The organism is Pseudomonas sp. Irchel s3f7, assembly GCF_900187615.1.
Classification (GTDB): domain Bacteria; phylum Pseudomonadota; class Gammaproteobacteria; order Pseudomonadales; family Pseudomonadaceae; genus Aquipseudomonas.
The window spans coordinates 83,582-100,856 of sequence record NZ_FYDO01000013.1 but is presented as its reverse complement, the minus strand read 5'-3'; the positions used below and the strand labels follow the sequence as shown (position 1 = coordinate 100,856).

Genomic DNA, 17,275 nt, shown 5'->3' with positions numbered 1-17,275 from the left:
CCCATGGCCTCCCTGAACAAGCAACAGAAACGCGCCAAGCGTGCAAAAGCCAAAGCCAAGCAGATCAATATCCACGGCCGTAAACCCGCCGAGATGGACGATGACCTTGGCCACCTCGCCGAGCCAATCCCGGAATACACCCTGGCGATGTTCAGCAAAATGCGCGACGCCGAAGCCGTCAGCCGCCGCGAAATGCTCTCGACATTGCTGACTGATCTCGCCTTTATCATCATCGACCATCCAGAACTGCTGGACATGGAAAACGCCGACGACGAAGGCATGGCCGCCACGCATCTGGCCGCCGACATGCTGATCGACTACCGCATGTGGGCCGACGGCATGGACCGCGAAGCTGCCCAGGCCTGGTTGAGCGAACCGCAGTTCATCACCGACTTCAGCGATGCGCTGGATGTGTACCGCCAAACGCTGGACGGTCCGGAAGAAAAAGCCGAGTAACCGCCGCCGCGCAAACAAAAACGGCCGCTTGTCATCACTGACGGCGGCCGTTTTTTTGGCTTTTGAATCGGGCGCCTTCCTTTCATCAGGCATCGCGTATATCCCATTGACATATCCATTGCAAAACCTATCCTTTGACTCATCGCGCCAGCAAAAGCGCAGGAGGTCAAAATGGAACAGACAACCCTTTTCATGAGCAACCGAAGCCAGGCCGTCCGCCTGCCAAAAGCCGTGGCCATGCCAAGCGACGTCAAACGAGTCAACGTCGTCGCCATTGGCCGAACCCGCATCATCACCCCCGCTGATGAAACCTGGGACAGCTGGTTCGACGGCGAAAGCGCCACCGCCGACTTCATGGCGGAACGTGAGCAACCCGCTGAACAGGAGCGCGAGTCGTTCTGATGATCAAATACATGCTCGATACCAACATCTGCATCTTCACCATCAAGAACAAACCACAGGTGGTACGGGAGGCGTTCAACCGGCATCACGATCAGCTGTGCATCAGCGCGGTAACGCTGATGGAGTTGATCTACGGTGCGGAAAAATCGGCAGCCCCCGAAAAAAACCTGGCGGTCGTTGAGGGTTTCGCCGCTCGTCTTGAAGTCCTGCCCTTCGACAACGAAGCAGCAGCGCATACCGGAATGATTCGGTGCGAGCTGGCAAAAGTGGGCACACCGATAGGCCCGTACGACCAAATGATTGCCGGACACGCACGCTCACGGGGGCTGATCGTAGTCACCAACAACCTGCGCGAGTTCGCACGCGCTCCGGGGTTACGTGTAGAAGACTGGGTTCATGTCGAATGAAAATGGAGTAATCGACAGATATAAAAACGGCCGCTCGTCATCACTGGCGGCGGCCGTTTTGCGTTACGCGGTGCGAATCAGTTCAGCACGACCGCGCCACGCTTTTCCAGTTTGCGACGGCGTGATACCAGCAAGCCGGCAGCGACGACCAGAAGACTCAGCAGACCGGTCGCGAGGATTTCCACGCGATGGGCATCCTGGAACAGCATGATGGTCAGGGCCGCGACGATGAAGAAGATCACCGCGTAGGTCAGGCCCGGGAACAGCCACATGCTGAAGGCGATTTTCTCACCACGCGCCATACGCTGCTTGCGCATGCGCAGTTGCGAAATCGCAATCACCAGGTACACCAGTAGTGCAATGGCGCCGGAACTGGCCAGCAGGAACTCGAACACTGCCGCCGGGGCCACGTAGTTGGCGAAGGTCGCCAGGAACGCTGCGCCAGTGGACAACATCACTGCCCAGTAAGGTGTGCCACTTTTGTTGGTGCGCGTGGACATCGCCGGCGCATCGCCGCGTTTGCCCAGGGAGAACATCATGCGCGACGAGGTGTAGAGCGCCGAGTTCAGGCAGCTGGTCACAGCAACCAGAACCACAATGTCGACGATCATCTTGGCGTTCGGGATGCCCATGCGGTCAAGCACGGTCTGGTAGGAACCAACGCTGGCCAGAATCGGGTCGTTCCATGGCACCAGGGCCACAACGATGAAGATCGATACGAGGTAGAACAAGCCGATCCGCCAGATCACCGAGTTGGTGGCCTTGGAAATTTGCTTGCCTGGGTCTTTCGATTCCGCGGCCGCAATGGTCACGATCTCGGTGCCCATGAAGGAGAACATGGTGGTCAGGATCGCGCCCAACACTGCGCCCATGCCGTTCGGCAGGAAGCCTTGGGTGTCGAACAGGTGCGAAACGCCGCTGACCTGACTGTTCGGCAGAAAGCCGAAGATCGCCAGCACGCCGAGCACAATGAAACCAATGATCGCCACGACCTTGAGCAGGGCGAACCAGAACTCGAACTCACCGTAGTTTTTCACGCTGAAGAGGTTGGTCACGGTCAGCAGCATCGTGATGACCAGGGCGAAGGCCCAGATGTCCACACCCGGGAACCAGGCATGCAGGATGGTCGCGGCGGCGTTGGCCTCCAGCGGGATCACCAGGACCCAGAACCACCAGTAGAGCCAGCCGATGGTGAAACCGGCCCAGTGACCGATCGAGCGGTCGGCGTATGTCGAAAAGGAACCGGTGTCCGGCGAAGCAACGGCCATTTCGCCGAGCATGCGCATCACCAATACCACCAACATACCGGCGGCGGCGTAAGCCAACAGAACAGCCGGACCTGCCGCAGCGATGGCGTGACCCGAGCCGACGAACAGGCCGGCGCCGATAACCCCGGCAATCGACAGCATGGTCACGTGGCGCGGTTTGAGCCCCTGTTCGAGGCCATTAGAGCTTTGGGTACTGCTCATAAAACTACCTTTGTAAGGAGAAGCGAATGCATGCATCCCGTTTAGCGATCCTTCTCGTAAAAAGAAACCAACGGGGCGTTCCGGATTCTGCACGCAATAATTACGCCAAAATATTTCAAATCCTTCTAACCCGGCGATTCCAACAAGACCGGACAGTCATCGCAAGCCATTGAATTTAATGGCACTTTGCCAGAACGTTACCCTGCCACCCACTTTGTGTGGTGAATCAGCGCACCGGAAACACACCTGAAAATGGCTTCGCGCACATTAAAAGTGCACGAGCGGTACATTTGGCCGGATAGCGCTTCCAACACCTTGTCAAAGCTGGCAACATCGCGCCTTTTTTTGCGGCAGCCACCGCGCTTTTTATCGATAGACAAGGTTCAAACGGCTGTTCGGTTGTTGATGGGGCGACAGTCTGCTGCGCCGATGCGACAACCTGCCACACACCAGCCATTTACTGTCCGTAGCGCTGTTGGCTGCCATTGAAACGCTATGCTAGGTTGGCCGCCTCGCCAGGAAGGCCAGCCAACAGCAGGAGCGCAACATATATGAGGAACGCACATGGCTGAGGCCACGCCCGCGCTTGAAATCCGCAACTTGCATAAACGCTACGGTTCGCTTGAGGTGCTCAAAGGTATCTCGCTGACCGCCCGCGACGGCGACGTGATCTCGATCCTGGGTTCTTCCGGTTCCGGCAAGTCCACGTTCCTGCGTTGCATCAACCTGCTGGAAAACCCGCACCAGGGTCAGATCCTGGTGGCCGGTGAAGAACTCAAGCTCAAAGCCGCAAAGAACGGCGAACTGGTTGCCGCCGACGGCAAGCAGATCAATCGCCTGCGCAGCGAAATCGGTTTTGTGTTTCAAAACTTTAACCTGTGGCCGCACATGAGCGTGCTCGACAACATCATCGAGGCGCCGCGCCGCGTGCTGGGCCAGAGCAAGGCCGAAGCCATCGAAGTCGCCGAAGCCCTGCTGGCCAAGGTCGGCATCGCCGACAAGCGCCACGCCTACCCGGCGCAATTGTCCGGTGGCCAGCAACAACGCGCGGCCATCGCCCGCACGCTGGCCATGCAGCCCAAGGTCATTCTGTTCGACGAGCCCACCTCCGCGCTTGACCCGGAAATGGTCCAGGAAGTACTTAATGTCATCCGCGCACTGGCCGAAGAAGGCCGCACCATGCTGCTCGTGACCCACGAAATGGGCTTCGCCCGTCAGGTCTCCAGCGAAGTGGTGTTCCTTCACCAAGGCCTGGTAGAAGAGCAAGGATCGCCACAGCAGGTGTTTGAAAACCCGCTTTCGGCGCGCTGCAAACAATTCATGTCCAGCAACCGCTAACGGAGCTACCCACATGCAGAACTACAAAAAGGTCTTCCTGGCTGCCGCCGTCACCCTGGCCTTCAGCGCCAGTGCCATGGCTGAAACGCTGAAGATGGGCATCGAAGCGGCCTACCCGCCGTTCAACAACAAAGATGCCAGCGGCAACGTCGTCGGCTTCGACAAGGAAATCGGCGACGCCCTGTGCGCCAAGATGAAAGTCGAGTGCACCGTCGTCACCTCCGACTGGGACGGCATCATCCCGGCCCTGAACGCCAAGAAGTTCGACTTCCTGATCTCCTCGATGTCGATCACCGACGAGCGCAAGCAAGCGGTGGACTTCACCGACCCGTACTACTCCAACAAACTGCAATTCATCGCGCCGAAAAACGTCGACTTCAAAACCGACAAGGCAGCGCTCAAAGGCAAGATCATCGGCGCCCAGCGCGCGACCCTGGCCGGTACCTTCCTGGAAGACAACTATGGTGACGACATCACCATCAAGCTGTACGACACCCAGGAAAACGCCTACCTCGACCTGACTTCCGGTCGTCTGGACGGCATCCTGGCGGACAAATACGTCAACTACGAGTGGCTGAAAAGCGACGCGGGCCGTTCCTACGAATTCAAGGGCGACCCGGTGGAAGAAAGCGACAAGATCGGTATCGCTGTACGAAAAGGCGATCCGATCCGCGCGAAGCTGAACTCCGCGCTGAAAGAAATCGTCGCTGACGGCACCTACAAGAAGATCAACGACAAGTACTTCCCGTTCAGCATCTATTGATCCTGACTGCCTGATCGGCGCCGTCCTTTGACGGCGCCGGTTCTCGGCATCGCCCGCCGCGATTTGAAAAGAAATCCATGATTATCGACCTCTACGGATTCGGCCCGGCGCTCGCCGCTGGCGCGCTGATGACTGTGAAACTGGCACTCTCGGCCCTGTGCCTGGGGCTGGTGCTCGGTCTGCTCGGCGCCTTGGCCAAGACTTCCCCGTACAAGCCGCTGCAATGGCTTGGCGGCACTTATTCGACCTTGGTTCGCGGTATCCCGGAATTGCTCTGGGTGCTGTTGATCTACTTCGGCACGGTCAACCTGATGCGTGCCTTGGGCGAGTTCTTCGGCAACCCCGACCTTGAACTCAACGCCTTCGCCGCCGGTGTGATTGCGCTGGGCCTGTGCTTCGGCGCCTACGCCACGGAAGTGTTTCGCGGTGCGATCCTCGCCATTCCCAAAGGTCACCGTGAAGCCGGCGTAGCCCTGGGCCTGTCGAAATTTCGCATCTTCACCAAGTTGATCATGCCGCAGATGTGGCGCATCGCCCTGCCCGGCCTGGGCAACCTGTTCATGATCCTGATGAAGGACACCGCGCTGGTGTCGGTGATCGGCCTGGAAGAAATCATGCGCCACGCCCAAATCGGTGTGACCGTCTCCAAGCAACCGTTCACCTTCTATATGGTGGCCGCGTTCATGTACCTGGGCCTGACGGTTCTCGCCATGACCGGCATGCACTTCCTGGAAAAACGTGCCGCTCGCGGCTTCGCGAGGAGCACCCAATGAACTGGGAAGTCATCATCAAGTGGCTGCCGAAACTGGCTCAGGGCGCAACCCTGACTCTGGAACTGGTGGCCATCGCCGTGATCGCCGGCTTGCTGCTGGCGATTCCGCTGGGCATCGCCCGCTCGTCACGCTTGTGGTGGGTGCGCGCATTTCCCTACGGCTACATCTTCTTTTTCCGGGGCACGCCGTTGCTGGTTCAGCTGTTCCTGGTCTACTACGGCCTGGCGCAGTTCGACGCGGTCCGTAACAGCTCGATGTGGCCGTACCTGCGCGATCCGTTCTGGTGCGCCACAGCGACCATGACCTTGCACACCGCGGCCTACATCGCCGAGATCCTGCGCGGCGCGATTCAGGCGATTCCACCGGGCGAGATCGAAGCGGCCCGCGCGTTGGGCATGTCCAAACCCAAGGCGCTGTTCTACATCATCCTGCCGCGTGCCGCGCGCATCGGCCTGCCGGCCTACAGCAACGAAGTGATCCTGATGCTCAAGGCCAGCGCCCTGGCCAGTACCGTGACCCTGCTGGAACTGACCGGCATGGCCCGCACGATCATTGCCCGGACCTACCTGCCGGTGGAGATTTTCTTCGCCGCGGGCATGTTCTACCTGGTGATGGCTTACGTGCTGGTACGCGGCTTCAAGCTGCTGGAGCGCTGGTTGCGCGTCGATGCCTGCCAAGGGCGTTGATTCCCACGTGTTGACGGGCGAGGACCTACTCGCCCGTTTCACTGCGCTGGATACTTTTCTCACCGCGCATGAGGCGCTGTGGAAGCCTCGACCGTTCACTCATCTGCAGCTTCCCTGGGAAGCGTCCTACCCCGAATTGGCCGCTTGGCTTCGCGGCCGTTCGCTGGACGAAGCGGAAAGCGCCCACAACCATCCCGATCTTCTGCACGCCCCTGAACCTTTCGCTTCGCTGGCAGCGATGTCCGTTGCGTTGAGTGCTGTGGACGAATTGCCTGCCCATGCCCTCGAAGCCGCAGGCCATCGGTTGAACGTCGACGTACCGGGACGTAAATGGCTGCAGATCGAAGCGTTTGCCAGTCGGCTGCAATTTTCGGATACGCCGAGGCATTGGCTGGACTGGTGCTCGGGCAAAGGGCATTTGGGTCGACGCCTGCTGCAACCCGGCCAGCAACTGACATGCCTGGAGTACGACCCGGCACTGGTCGCCAGCGGTCAGGCGCTGAGTCAGCGCCATCACCTGCATGCGCTGCACGTCGAACAAGATGTACTCGCCTCCGACGCGGATTCGCTTTTACAGGCCGAACACACGCCCGTCGCCCTGCACGCCTGCGGTGACTTGCACGTGCGCCTAATCCAACTAGCCAGCGCCGCAGGCTGCAAACAACTCGCCATCGCCCCGTGCTGCTACAACCGGATCAGCCGGCCTGAATACACACCGCTGTCTTACGGCGCCAAAGGCTCCGCCCTACAGCTGTCGCTGGATGATCTCGCACTGCCAATGAGTGAAACGGTCACCGCGGGTGCCCGTGTCAGACGCCAGCGCGACACCTCCATGGCCCGGCGACTGGGCTTCGACCTGCTGCAACGGCAACTGCGCGGTATCGACGAGTACCTTCCAACTCCCTCGCTAGCGACTGCCTGGCTGGATAAACCCTTCGCCGAATACTGCCATCACCTGGCCGCACTCAAAGAGTTATCCACAATTGGCCCTCAGGATTGGACTGCACTCGAAGCCGCTGGCTGGCAACGACTGGCGCAAGTGCGCAACCTGGAACTGCTGCGCGGACTTTTCCGACGTCCGCTGGAGCTTTGGCTGGTCCTTGATCGAGCACTTTTCCTCGCCGAGCAGGGCTACACCGTTCGCCTCGGCACCTTCTGCGAAACCCCGCTCACCCCGCGTAATTTCCTGCTTCTGGCCGAACGCGCTTAAATGCTCTCAGCCTGTGGATAACTCTGTTGATAAAATTATCGTGGATCCAATATTCACCGCTGTTTCAGAGGTAAAACAAAAGTGCTCAGTTTCGTACAGTCGAATAAAGAACCTGAAAAACAGGGATTTGCGTACAGACGAGAACGAATCCACAAATCCTCACTTAATCGCGTGCATCTGAAATTCCGTTGTGCATAAGCATTCGATCAAAAGGACATAACCGCCAAAATCAAGGCGATATGGGTAGAATATGCGCAAGCTTTCACGCCTTAAAAAATAAGCAGCCGGTATCGGCGGCTTCATTGGTAAACGAATCAGCAGGGGCAACGTTTTGGATCTCGACACCTTGATAGAACACTGGCAGTCGGAAGTTTCCAACAAGAAAAAACGTGGCAGCCGCACAGGCCTTATCAGCAACATCCTTAAGCGGACTCGCAAGAACAATACCCTGCGCTACTTGTTCATGTTCCGGCTGGCCCAGTACTTCTATTCCGGAAACAGTTTTGCACGCCGTTACGCCAAACGGCTGGAGAGAAAACTCAACCTCAAGTACGGCGTCGACATCAGTATCGACACCCAGATAGGTCCAGGCTTTCGCATCGCTCACCTGCCTGGCGTGGTGATTACAGGCAACGTCAAAATCGGTCGCAATTTTTTCATTCGTCAAAACACCACCATCGGTATCAAGACCTTGGGCCTGGACAGTTATGAACTGGTGATTGGAGACAATGTCAGCGTCGGCGCCAACAGCTGCATCATCGCCGACGCCCTGACCATCGGGGACAACGTCACAATCGGAGCCATGTCATTCGTCAACAAAGACATCCCGCCGGGAACGACGTTTTACAACGCTCGATGACGACCCGCGAGCGCCAGAATTCCGCAATTGAGGCTCGCGCAAAAATAGTCAGAATTCAGGGGTTTACAGAACCTGCCCAATCGCTATAATCGTCGCCCTGACACGCCGGTATAGCTCAGATGGTAGAGCAACTGACTTGTAATCAGTAGGTCCCGGGTTCGATTCCTGGTGCCGGCACCACATTAGGTTCCATCGCATTCCACCGAATGCCTTGGAAGCCCCGAAAACCCGCCTTTTGGCGGGTTTTTTCGTTCCAGGACCCTCTGTCGGGATCCAACAAAATCCCCCTTCCCCGAGGGTATGTTAGGGGTACTGCGATTTTCCGGTCAGGAGCGCGTACCCCTATGCCACGTCTAGCGATCCCTCTCAGCGACCTGCAATGCCGCACGGCCAAAACCCGCGAGCGCGCCTACAAACTGTTCGACGGCGGCGGCATGTACCTTTTCGTCAAACCCAATGGCGTGAAGACCTGGCGCTTGAAGTACACCAAGCCCAGCGGCAAGGAAGGCACGCTCATCATCGGCAATTACCCCATCGTTACCCTTTCCGTCGCACGACGTAAACGAGACGAAGCCAAGGCGTTGCTGCTCGACAACCTCGACCCAATGGAAGAAAAGCAGAAGGCCAAGATCGTAGCCCAGCGAGCGGCCCTGCTTTTCGAAACCGTTGCCCTGGAATGGCACGCTGATATGTCCCGCCGCTGGACCGAAGGCCACGCAAAAACCGTAATGAGCCGACTGCGCACCCACGTCTTCCCGCTGATCGGCCAACGCCCCATAGCTGAATTGGATACCCACGACCTGCTAGAAATCACCCAGCGCATCAAGGAACGCGGCACCATGGATGTGGCGTTAAGGGTACAGAACTACTTATCCACCATCATGCGCGGGGCCAAAAGGGCTCGGCAGATCACCATGAATCCTGCACTGGATCTGGCAGGTTCAATTCACGCGCCACGCACAGTCCATCGCCCGGCCCTATCCCTCAACCGCCTACCCGAACTGCTACACCGTATCGACAACTACAACGGCCGCGAGCTGACACGCCTTGCCGTCCTACTCACGCTGCATGTATTCGTCCGCTCCAGCGAACTGCGCTTCGCGCGATGGAGTGAGTTCGACCTCCAACGCGCCATGTGGGAAATCCCCGATACACGCGCACCGATTGAAGGGGTACGCAACTCCACGCGCGGGACCAAGATGAACGGCGACATTCAAATGGTGCCGCTATCGCCGCAGGTCATCGAAATACTGGAGCGCTTGCGCAGCCTCAGTCGTTTTTCAGAGTTAGTGCTACCGGGCGACCACAAGTACTGGAAGCCCATGTCCGAGAACACGGTGAACACTATGCTCCGCAACGTCGGCTATGACACCAGCAAGGACGTGTGCGGCCACGGCTTCAGGACCATGGCCTGTAGCGCCCTGCTTGAGTCCGGGTTATGGACCGACGCAGCCATCGAAAGACAAATGAGTCACAAGGAACGCAACCGCGTGCGCGCCGCGTATATCCACAAAGCTGAATTTCTGGAGCAGCGCCGGCTAATCATGGCGTGGTGGAGCAACTACATTGATGCCAACCGCAGCGGGCATGTAACGCCTCACGAATTCGCTAACCCGGTCGGCGACAACATTACAGCCCTACAAAATAGCCGTGGCGCATCCAAACGTGGGTAAGCCAATGAGATCACCGCAGTCCGCCCTTCCACGCGGGTCCATCCAAGCGGGGCTGCAAAGCCGCCCTGCTTGGATGGACCTCACTTAAAAAATCTAAAGCCCACGCAACTGTCTGTGGAAAACCACGGATTTCCACCGGTGGATAATTTCATCCACAACCGCAGAATTCCCGAAAAATCGAGCCTTGACCCAAATTATCCACAGGCGTAGAAAAGATCGGGCAAAGCGCTGTCGTTGACAGCAACCCAGGTAGCCAGAACCTTTGAGGCTACGCCACACCGTGGTGGTTCTCCCAAAGTGCGATTAGCGTCCGGCGGCTCGCACGGTCACTCACCGAGTGATGGATGCCAACTTCAGATCATTGCCATTGCGGCAAATACACACCCTACCCAGCTGCCCTGCAGCAACCTATCCGCTTGGCCATTTCACTGCGCCAACCTGCGCCCGTCTCTTTCTCCCGGAAAGAGACGGGCGCTCCTACCGCTGCTGCAGCCCAACTCGTACAAGGCTTTGCGGCATTCCCTCTCGTGACAATCGACGTGACAAACACCGAAGTCACCAGCAACAGCGATGCAGATGATGGTGCCGCAGCCCAAGGAATGGACTGCACCTGACTGACAGTCAGGCATGCCTCGGTCATCGCATCACTGCCTTCACCTGACTCAGGATCTCGCGGCGCCGGTCTCGTCAGCCAGTGCAGCCTCCACCCGCCCACTTCTGCGGAAGTGTTCAGGAGGCCAGATCATGAGATGCCCAAGCTCCCGGTCGTAAAGAGCCGCCAGTCCCGCGTTAGTGGACAACCCTCACAGGTCGCAGGGGCCTTGATCCCTGATAACACTCAACATTCTTGGCGGGATGACGTGGGGAAGGTTTTAAAGGTTTGGCTTCGAGAGGAGTTTGATCATGGCATTGGTAGGTAGACGGGACGGGCGCAATTTTGGCTATGGCCGGCAACTGAGTTATGCCGGGCCACAGGCGCTACGTGATCTGTTTGGCGGCGGGCATTACGGGACGGTCAAAGCACACAGTGATCGTTGGCTGGCGTTCGTGCGCTGGTGTCGGTCGGAGGATGGCCCGGGATTTAATGACGCACGGCAGATTGATCGGCAGACCTTGCTGGACTACGCCGGGCATCTGCGCCAACAAGTTGAACAGGGTGAGCTGGCCATAGCCACTGCGCAAAACCGGTTGTCCAGTGTGAATCGGACCATGGCCGCGCTTCGCGGTGATCAGTATGTGAAGGTCTGGAGTCCGAGCAAGGCGCTGGGAATGCAGCGCACCAGTGTTCGTCGTTCGGTGCCGCAGAGCATAGACCACGAACAGGTTAAGCGAATCGTAAACGCCCTCAGCGAAAATCAGTACCCGCGCGCCGCCGCCATTGCGCAGTTGGCACGAGCCACCGGCATGCGCCTACGCGAAGCCATTTTGGCCGACCTCCCGCGTCTAAAGCGTGAAGCCGAACAACTTGGCAAGATCAATATTCAGGACGGCACCAAAGGTGGCCGCGGCGGCGCAACCGCGCCTCGTTGGATCACGGTGGATGACCATATTCGCGAAGCGCTCAGGTACGCCGAACAGGTATCTCCCGACGGTAGCCGCAACCTGCTTGCACCGGCCGAAAGCTACCTCGATTTCCAACAGCGAATCATTCGCCCCGCACGGGAGATCCTCCATAAGCACAACCTCAAAGGCTTCCACGAATTGCGGGCAGCCTATGCGTGCAAACGCTATGAGCAAATCACCCATCATCTCGCCCCTATCAACGGTGGCAGTTGCTACCAAATCGACCGACACCTTGATCGCGAGGCCAGAGTAAAAATCAGCTACGAACTGGGGCACGGTCGTATCGACGTGGTCTCGGCTTACATCGGTAGCCGAGCATGAGCAAGGGATTCGATATGGAATTGTTCCTGGCAGGCGTCCTGACAGGCTCACCCGCCACCCGTCAACGTCACTTGCGTCAAGCGATGGCCATCCAAGCCGCAATCGCTGAGCGCTGGCAACGCAACAATCCATGGACTTGGCAGCAAAAGCATCTCGCATGGATTCTAAATCACCACGTGAACCAGCACGCTGAATCGACACGCTATTACTATGCGCTAACCATAAAATTGATCTCCGTTCGTTTAGGAAAATCTTGGCGGCCTAAACGTTAGACCAAGGCCAGCAATCCGTTATAAGGAGTGGACGCCAAAATGGCATATTGCTAGCATCAATATCAGACCTACGCCTAAAAGTGGCCGCCCAACCCCGCAACCGAAACGGGCAGCAAATAATGGACAGTTAAAATGCCGCCTACAGCCCCGTTAAATATAAAATCCACTTTCGTTTCCTAATAATACTCACTACACAACTAATCGCCAAATAAGATAGTCGCTTATTGAGTTATTAGCCCAGGCAGTTAAAAATGAATCTAATAGAACTTGAAAACTTCAAAAGATTTTCAAAAATAAATATCGATGTAAACGAGAATGGACTAAGCCTAATTTCGGGCGTCAATAACTCTGGAAAAACAAGTTTGCTGCATGCGCTTGCAGTGTGGGAATACACAAAAATTCTACTTGTTAACTATCGCGGCAAGGAATCCTTACTAGAGGATTACGACACCAATAAAAATGGATTGGGAGTTGCACCGGAATCTTTTTCACCAATTAGCATCCCTTCTCTAAAATACCTTTGGAAAGACCAAAGAGCGAATGGCTCTTATGCATTGAAGGTTAAAGTCGGATGGAAAGGGGCAGATAATAAAAATCTATTCCTTGAACTGGCCTACACCCTTAACGGCAATAATTTCGCTATAAAAAAATCCAATTCTAATCTATCAATAAACGATACGATTCCTACCATTGCATATCTACCACCGTTCGGAGGCATGAGTGAGAGCGAAAGTTGGCTCTCCATTGCGGATCGAAGAAAACTTATAGGGAAGGGACAGGCCGGCTCTGTAATTCGAAATCTTCTTTTAGACCTTCACTCAGCACATGAAGACAAAATCGAATCAGAAAAAACAAAGTTATTCCCGGGTAAAAAAAGACTCGGAACTTCTGACAAGGAAATCCTAGATAAAGTTGACACAGAATGGCGACAACTTAAGAAAATTCTTGCCGAAGTTTTTCATGTAAACTTATATGCACACTCCTTTGACAGTAATTTCCACAACTTCATTAATATTGACGTTGTCGACTTAGTAAAAAATCCTGATACTGGACTTAAAGAGCGCGACAAGTCCAGCAGGCGGGACTTAATGATAGAGGGGAGCGGATTTCTTCAATGGCTGAGTGTCTTTGCCTTGGCTCTTGACCAGAACAACAATGTATTGTTACTCGATGAGCCTGATGCGCATTTACATTCGTCTCTGCAATCTTTACTTTTAGAAAAACTCGAAGAGATCTGCAAGAACAACAACAAGCAAATACTCATGGTTAGTCATAGCCCGGAGCTAATAAAACTGATCAATCATGAAAAAATCCTACACGTCGAAAACTCCAAAGCAGTGTATTTAAAGAAAAAAGAACAGAAGGTTCTTGTTTTAGAAGGTTTAGGAAGCAAATACTTCCCGTTGTTGGATTCAATAATCGAACATAAAAAAGTCATCTTGGTCGAAAATGCTAGTGACACTAGGGCTCTTAAAAAAATCTGCGCAAAACTTGGATTGATTTGGCCTAACAATCTGACGGAATGGATTACAAACAAAAAACATCCAGAGAGAAAAACACTAATAATTGAGCTCAACCAAAAAATAATGCAAGACACAGGGCTACCTATCACTGCTTATAGCCTAAGAGATTTAGATGACGATAATTACAACACTACAAACATGCAACTTCATTGGAATGGTAAAAACGACCAAAAAGATGATTCCGGCCAACACATAATATTGAGATACAGAACATTAAGACGTAGAGAGATTGAAAACTATTTAGTAATTCCTACGGCGATTTCTAGATACATAACTAAAAATTGCAAGGACAGCCTTGTCGCGAAAGATACCGACACTGTAAATGAGTACCTTTTAAAGTCTCATGGCCTATTTGTTCCCAGCAACTACACAAATTCAGAACGCGAAAGTAATACTGAAGGCCTGTTCATTAAAGACGTCAAACCAGTACTTAATGGGATAAACCAATACTTCAAAGTTAAATTCGACAAAGAAGAGTACATCAGTCAAATTGAACGAGATGAAGTTTGCGATGATCTGAAAACGATAATTGAAGAAATTATTGAAATGTGTAAAACCTAGGAACAGGACTGTTTATCTCACTAAATTCCAAAGGATTTCTTTGAGTCGACAGTTTTCGGTTAAAAACCCTCAAATCGACCAAAGCAGTCCTTATCAACATCCAAGATACGCCGATTGACGCTTACTTCACTATCCTTCCTTTTAAGATGGGAAACTTTCATCGATCAAGAAGGTGGTTTTAGGGGTAGCCCATCATTTCTTACTATAAAAACCCATCAAAAATAATTACTTAATCATAGGTTCGACTCCTGGTGCGCACCATACAAAACGAAGGCTCGCAGAAATGCAGGCCTTTGTTGTTTCTGGGGTTTGATGTGATTGCGCTTGTGCCCCAGAGGCTTCGCCTTGATTGAGCTTGCCGTGCGGCTCCCCCAAGGGCCTTTCTGAGAGGTCGAATATAAATCTGCCCCTTTCCTGAGCCAATGCCTGCTCAGGAAAAACGTGGTCTGTCCCCATTTTTTCGCCGCAAACATTCCCACCACAAACATCATCACAAGGCCGCGTATCTACCTCGCCAACTTGTCGTGCCTTCCACTAAACCTTTATGCCACTATCGCCAGTGTCCACGTAGGTGAACATCAGCCATTCGCAGAAGGATTGAAAGCATGGAACGGTACGGAAACAGAGGGGGTGATTCAGGCGTCTTTGGGTACGAGATTGGACCAGGATCAATAGTCGTCGCGTTCAGCGATGGATGGAAATATCTCTACGATGGCACACATCCTGGCGCAGCCGTGGTTTTCGAGCTGCAGCGGCTTGCCCGATCTGGCCATGGGCTCAATAGCTATCTGACCAGGGTGGTAAAAGGAAGGTTTGCCCGGAAGTTCAGGTAGCGCTTACGGGGGTCGTGAAACGCTATCCCCTCCACCAAAGGTTGGCGGAGACTTCCTCAATTTGAGGGAGTGTAAATCTTCCTCCACGAACAAAAAGATGGGTATTCCCCTTTCTTAGAACTTGGCTCGTCACACAGCCAAAAAACGGTGTGGAAAAGTAGGGATTCAGGGATTATACGGCCGATGGCCATCATCTTTGGCAACCGATAAGGACATTACCCCGTGGAATCCTCAACAACCATCCAAAAAATGATGGCCAACAACCGTATCGTGGTTCCCGCCTACCAGCGCGCCTATTCCTGGGAGACACCCACCGATACCAGTAGCCGCAGCACCCAGACCGACGTCTTCCTTTCAGATCTGGAAGAATACCGAGCCAGCAATACCCGAAGCCCTTACTACTTCGGGCATTTTCTATTTGAGGAAGCCGGACACTTCTTTCGGGTTATCGACGGCCAGCAGCGTCTGACCACCCTTACCTTGTTTCTGGCAGCGCTGTTCGCCCGGCTCAAATCCCTTCGTGAGCTGACCGACCCCGAGCACATTTGCTTCGAAGACTTAATAAGGCGGCGTAGCGAAATTCGCTTCAGTACCGTCGACTATGACAATCAATTGTTCATCGACTACGTAATTGACCAATCCAAAACCGATCACAATGGCCTTGAAACCGCATCCGCCCAGCGAATCGTTCGGGCATTCGACTACTTCAAGGCGCAACTTCGAGATAAATCGGAAGATTATTTGACCGAAATGTTAGCAATCGTCTGCCAATCGGTTTGCACCACGCACCCGGTGCGAGATGAGTCAGAAGCGATTCAGATGTTCATCTTTCAGAACAACCGCGGCAAGCGCCCCTCGAACCTTGAAGTCGTCAAGGCGCAGTTTATGTATACCGTGCACTTGCATGGTCATGACGACGATCATAAGGCGCAGGTAATCGCTGAAATCAAAGGGCGGTTCGAGAACATCTACAAATCCATCTCCTCCATTGAATACCGAATCAACGAGGATGATGTATTGCTATACACCCTTCGTGTTGATTTCAATTCTCTATGGGAAAGCAATACTCTGGAAAAAATAGGGAAAATGCTCGCTGGCAAGGAACCCATCGAGTTCATTCAGTCTTTCACCCGATCGTTGTCTGCTAGTTTCCTCCACCTGTCCGATTTTTTTGGCAAGCACGAGAAGGAACATTTCCAGATCCATTCGTTGGTGACGCTCAGTGGGATTGCGATCACTCTGCCGTTTATCATCAAGGCCTATCGCTACGCTTTGCCGATCACTGACATTGGTGCACTGTGCAGCGCTTTTGAAGGTTTGATCGTGCGCCATCGACTGATTGGTACGCGTGCCGACATTACCGCTCGAATCAACGGAGTTTATGAAGCCTTCACCACTAAAGACAGTAGTATCACCCCGATACTTGAGCACATCGATTGGTTGAAAAACACGGATCAATCCTGGTGGGCCTATTGGAATACCGAGAAATTGGAAGAGGCGCTGCAGGGGGAAATCAACCATGCAACAGCCAAGCACCTGCTCTGGAAATATGAGATTCACCTAGAGCGTCACGGCCAGCGGGGCTACATGCCAAAGCGTTTTGACACCATCCAGAGCCCAGAACTCGAGCACATTGCACCTAGGAGTGAACCCACAGGCATGCCCCACGGATACGATGAATACGATGAAACGTTCACCTCTGAATATCTGAACTGCCTCGGCAATTACCTACTGCTTTCCAAATCCCATAACTGTGCCGTGGGCAATATCGTATTTGCCAGAAAGCTGGCTACCTACACACACAACGCACAGCAGCGAGAAATAGCCACGTTCGTCACCAACATGCAGATTTGGGGGAAGGACGCGATTCAGCTAAGACACGACAAAATAATTGAAGCGTTGATGACTGAGCTATGAGGCGGTGCTCACCCTAGGACGCGCTAGTAGGCTCTAGGTCAGGCTGAATTTGAATATTTGGTACTCGCCAGTGAAGCCCCAGTTCGATTCCACTAAGCGCCATAACTAGCTGATTTATTTATAGTTACTAGCTGGGGTACGCCGAATCTTCCACCGCAACCCAGACGCCCAGAAAATCTGGGCTCCCTGAAGCAAACCGTTCGTCTGCTGCCTTACTTCAGGCTCCACTTCAATCTACCAAATGCCTTG

At 54.2% G+C, this 17,275-nt stretch carries 15 protein-coding genes and 1 tRNA gene; 15 read left to right on the top strand and 1 reads right to left on the bottom strand.

The window, feature by feature from the left end; translation table 11 throughout:
* Positions 1-3 precede the first annotated feature (3 nt).
* From CKW19_RS13405 to vapC, 3 genes are all read left to right on the top strand, one after another.
* Complete coding sequence (locus CKW19_RS13405) at positions 4-456, top strand: hypothetical protein (RefSeq protein WP_095058271.1); 453 nt, start codon at positions 4-6, stop codon at positions 454-456.
* Positions 457-627: 171 nt separating this feature from the next.
* Positions 628-858 carry a type II toxin-antitoxin system VapB family antitoxin gene (gene vapB, locus CKW19_RS13400; RefSeq protein WP_095058270.1) on the top strand — a complete coding sequence of 77 codons (231 nt, stop codon included), beginning with the start codon at positions 628-630 and terminating at the stop codon, positions 856-858.
* A complete protein-coding gene (gene vapC / locus CKW19_RS13395) occupies positions 858-1,265 on the top strand; it encodes a tRNA(fMet)-specific endonuclease VapC (protein ID WP_095058269.1) in 408 nt (135 codons plus the stop codon). Before vapB ends, vapC begins: the two co-directional genes overlap by 1 nt.
* 77 nt (positions 1,266-1,342) lie before the next feature.
* Here vapC and gabP read toward each other — a convergent pair whose 3' ends face one another.
* Entirely contained in the window at positions 1,343-2,734 is a 1,392-nt protein-coding gene (gene gabP / locus CKW19_RS13390) for a GABA permease (protein ID WP_095058268.1), read from the bottom strand.
* Between the two features lie 564 nt (positions 2,735-3,298).
* Here gabP and CKW19_RS13385 point away from each other — a divergent pair.
* From CKW19_RS13385 to CKW19_RS13315, 12 genes are all read left to right on the top strand, one after another.
* Positions 3,299-4,072 (top strand): ABC transporter ATP-binding protein, encoded by a 774-nt coding sequence (locus CKW19_RS13385; RefSeq protein ID WP_007972784.1) that lies wholly within the window; start codon positions 3,299-3,301, stop codon positions 4,070-4,072.
* Positions 4,073-4,085: 13 nt separating this feature from the next.
* The gene (locus tag CKW19_RS13380; RefSeq protein WP_095058267.1) at positions 4,086-4,835 is read left to right on the top strand and encodes an ABC transporter substrate-binding protein; all 750 of its coding nucleotides are present in this window, start codon (positions 4,086-4,088) and stop codon (positions 4,833-4,835) included.
* 77 nt (positions 4,836-4,912) lie between these two features.
* Positions 4,913-5,608, top strand: coding sequence for an ABC transporter permease (locus tag CKW19_RS13375; protein ID WP_053153103.1), 696 nt, complete (start codon positions 4,913-4,915; stop codon positions 5,606-5,608).
* On the top strand, positions 5,605-6,294 hold the full coding sequence (locus CKW19_RS13370) for an ABC transporter permease (protein WP_053153100.1): 690 nt from the start codon (positions 5,605-5,607) through the stop codon (positions 6,292-6,294). Before CKW19_RS13375 ends, CKW19_RS13370 begins: the two co-directional genes overlap by 4 nt.
* Positions 6,275-7,504 (top strand): methyltransferase, encoded by a 1,230-nt coding sequence (locus tag CKW19_RS13365; RefSeq protein ID WP_095058266.1) that lies wholly within the window; start codon positions 6,275-6,277, stop codon positions 7,502-7,504. Before CKW19_RS13370 ends, CKW19_RS13365 begins: the two co-directional genes overlap by 20 nt.
* 331 nt (positions 7,505-7,835) lie before the next feature.
* Entirely contained in the window at positions 7,836-8,363 is a 528-nt protein-coding gene (locus CKW19_RS13360; RefSeq protein ID WP_095058265.1) for a serine acetyltransferase, read from the top strand.
* 104 nt (positions 8,364-8,467) lie between these two features.
* Positions 8,468-8,543 (top strand) — tRNA-Thr (locus CKW19_RS13355).
* A 164-nt stretch (positions 8,544-8,707) separates the two neighbouring features.
* Positions 8,708-10,036, top strand: coding sequence for an integrase arm-type DNA-binding domain-containing protein (locus tag CKW19_RS13350; protein WP_095058264.1), 1,329 nt, complete (start codon positions 8,708-8,710; stop codon positions 10,034-10,036).
* 903 nt (positions 10,037-10,939) lie between these two features.
* Entirely contained in the window at positions 10,940-11,920 is a 981-nt protein-coding gene (locus tag CKW19_RS13340; RefSeq protein ID WP_095058262.1) for an integrase domain-containing protein, read from the top strand.
* A complete protein-coding gene (locus CKW19_RS13335; RefSeq protein WP_095058261.1) occupies positions 11,917-12,192 on the top strand; it encodes a hypothetical protein in 276 nt (91 codons plus the stop codon). The genes CKW19_RS13340 and CKW19_RS13335 overlap by 4 nt, the downstream gene beginning before the upstream one ends.
* A gap of 251 nt (positions 12,193-12,443) precedes the next feature.
* Entirely contained in the window at positions 12,444-14,276 is a 1,833-nt protein-coding gene (locus tag CKW19_RS13330; RefSeq protein ID WP_095058260.1) for an AAA family ATPase, read from the top strand.
* A gap of 1,055 nt (positions 14,277-15,331) precedes the next feature.
* Positions 15,332-17,026 carry a DUF262 domain-containing protein gene (locus tag CKW19_RS13315; protein ID WP_095058257.1) on the top strand — a complete coding sequence of 565 codons (1,695 nt, stop codon included), beginning with the start codon at positions 15,332-15,334 and terminating at the stop codon, positions 17,024-17,026.
* The last annotated feature ends 249 nt before the right edge of the window (positions 17,027-17,275 follow it).

Coding starts and splice junctions, on each gene's coding strand:
- CKW19_RS13340 (WP_095058262.1), top strand. CDS start 10,940: ATGGCATTGGTAGGTAGACGGGACGGGCGCAATTTTGGCTATGGCCGG.
- CKW19_RS13385 (WP_007972784.1), top strand. CDS start 3,299: ATGGCTGAGGCCACGCCCGCGCTTGAAATCCGCAACTTGCATAAACGC.
- CKW19_RS13375 (WP_053153103.1), top strand. CDS start 4,913: ATGATTATCGACCTCTACGGATTCGGCCCGGCGCTCGCCGCTGGCGCG.
- CKW19_RS13330 (WP_095058260.1), top strand. CDS start 12,444: ATGAATCTAATAGAACTTGAAAACTTCAAAAGATTTTCAAAAATAAAT.
- CKW19_RS13370 (WP_053153100.1), top strand. CDS start 5,605: ATGAACTGGGAAGTCATCATCAAGTGGCTGCCGAAACTGGCTCAGGGC.
- vapC (WP_095058269.1), top strand. CDS start 858: ATGATCAAATACATGCTCGATACCAACATCTGCATCTTCACCATCAAG.
- gabP (WP_095058268.1), bottom strand. CDS start 2,734: ATGAGCAGTACCCAAAGCTCTAATGGCCTCGAACAGGGGCTCAAACCG.
- CKW19_RS13380 (WP_095058267.1), top strand. CDS start 4,086: ATGCAGAACTACAAAAAGGTCTTCCTGGCTGCCGCCGTCACCCTGGCC.
- CKW19_RS13350 (WP_095058264.1), top strand. CDS start 8,708: ATGCCACGTCTAGCGATCCCTCTCAGCGACCTGCAATGCCGCACGGCC.
- CKW19_RS13405 (WP_095058271.1), top strand. CDS start 4: ATGGCCTCCCTGAACAAGCAACAGAAACGCGCCAAGCGTGCAAAAGCC.
- CKW19_RS13335 (WP_095058261.1), top strand. CDS start 11,917: ATGAGCAAGGGATTCGATATGGAATTGTTCCTGGCAGGCGTCCTGACA.
- vapB (WP_095058270.1), top strand. CDS start 628: ATGGAACAGACAACCCTTTTCATGAGCAACCGAAGCCAGGCCGTCCGC.
- CKW19_RS13365 (WP_095058266.1), top strand. CDS start 6,275: ATGCCTGCCAAGGGCGTTGATTCCCACGTGTTGACGGGCGAGGACCTA.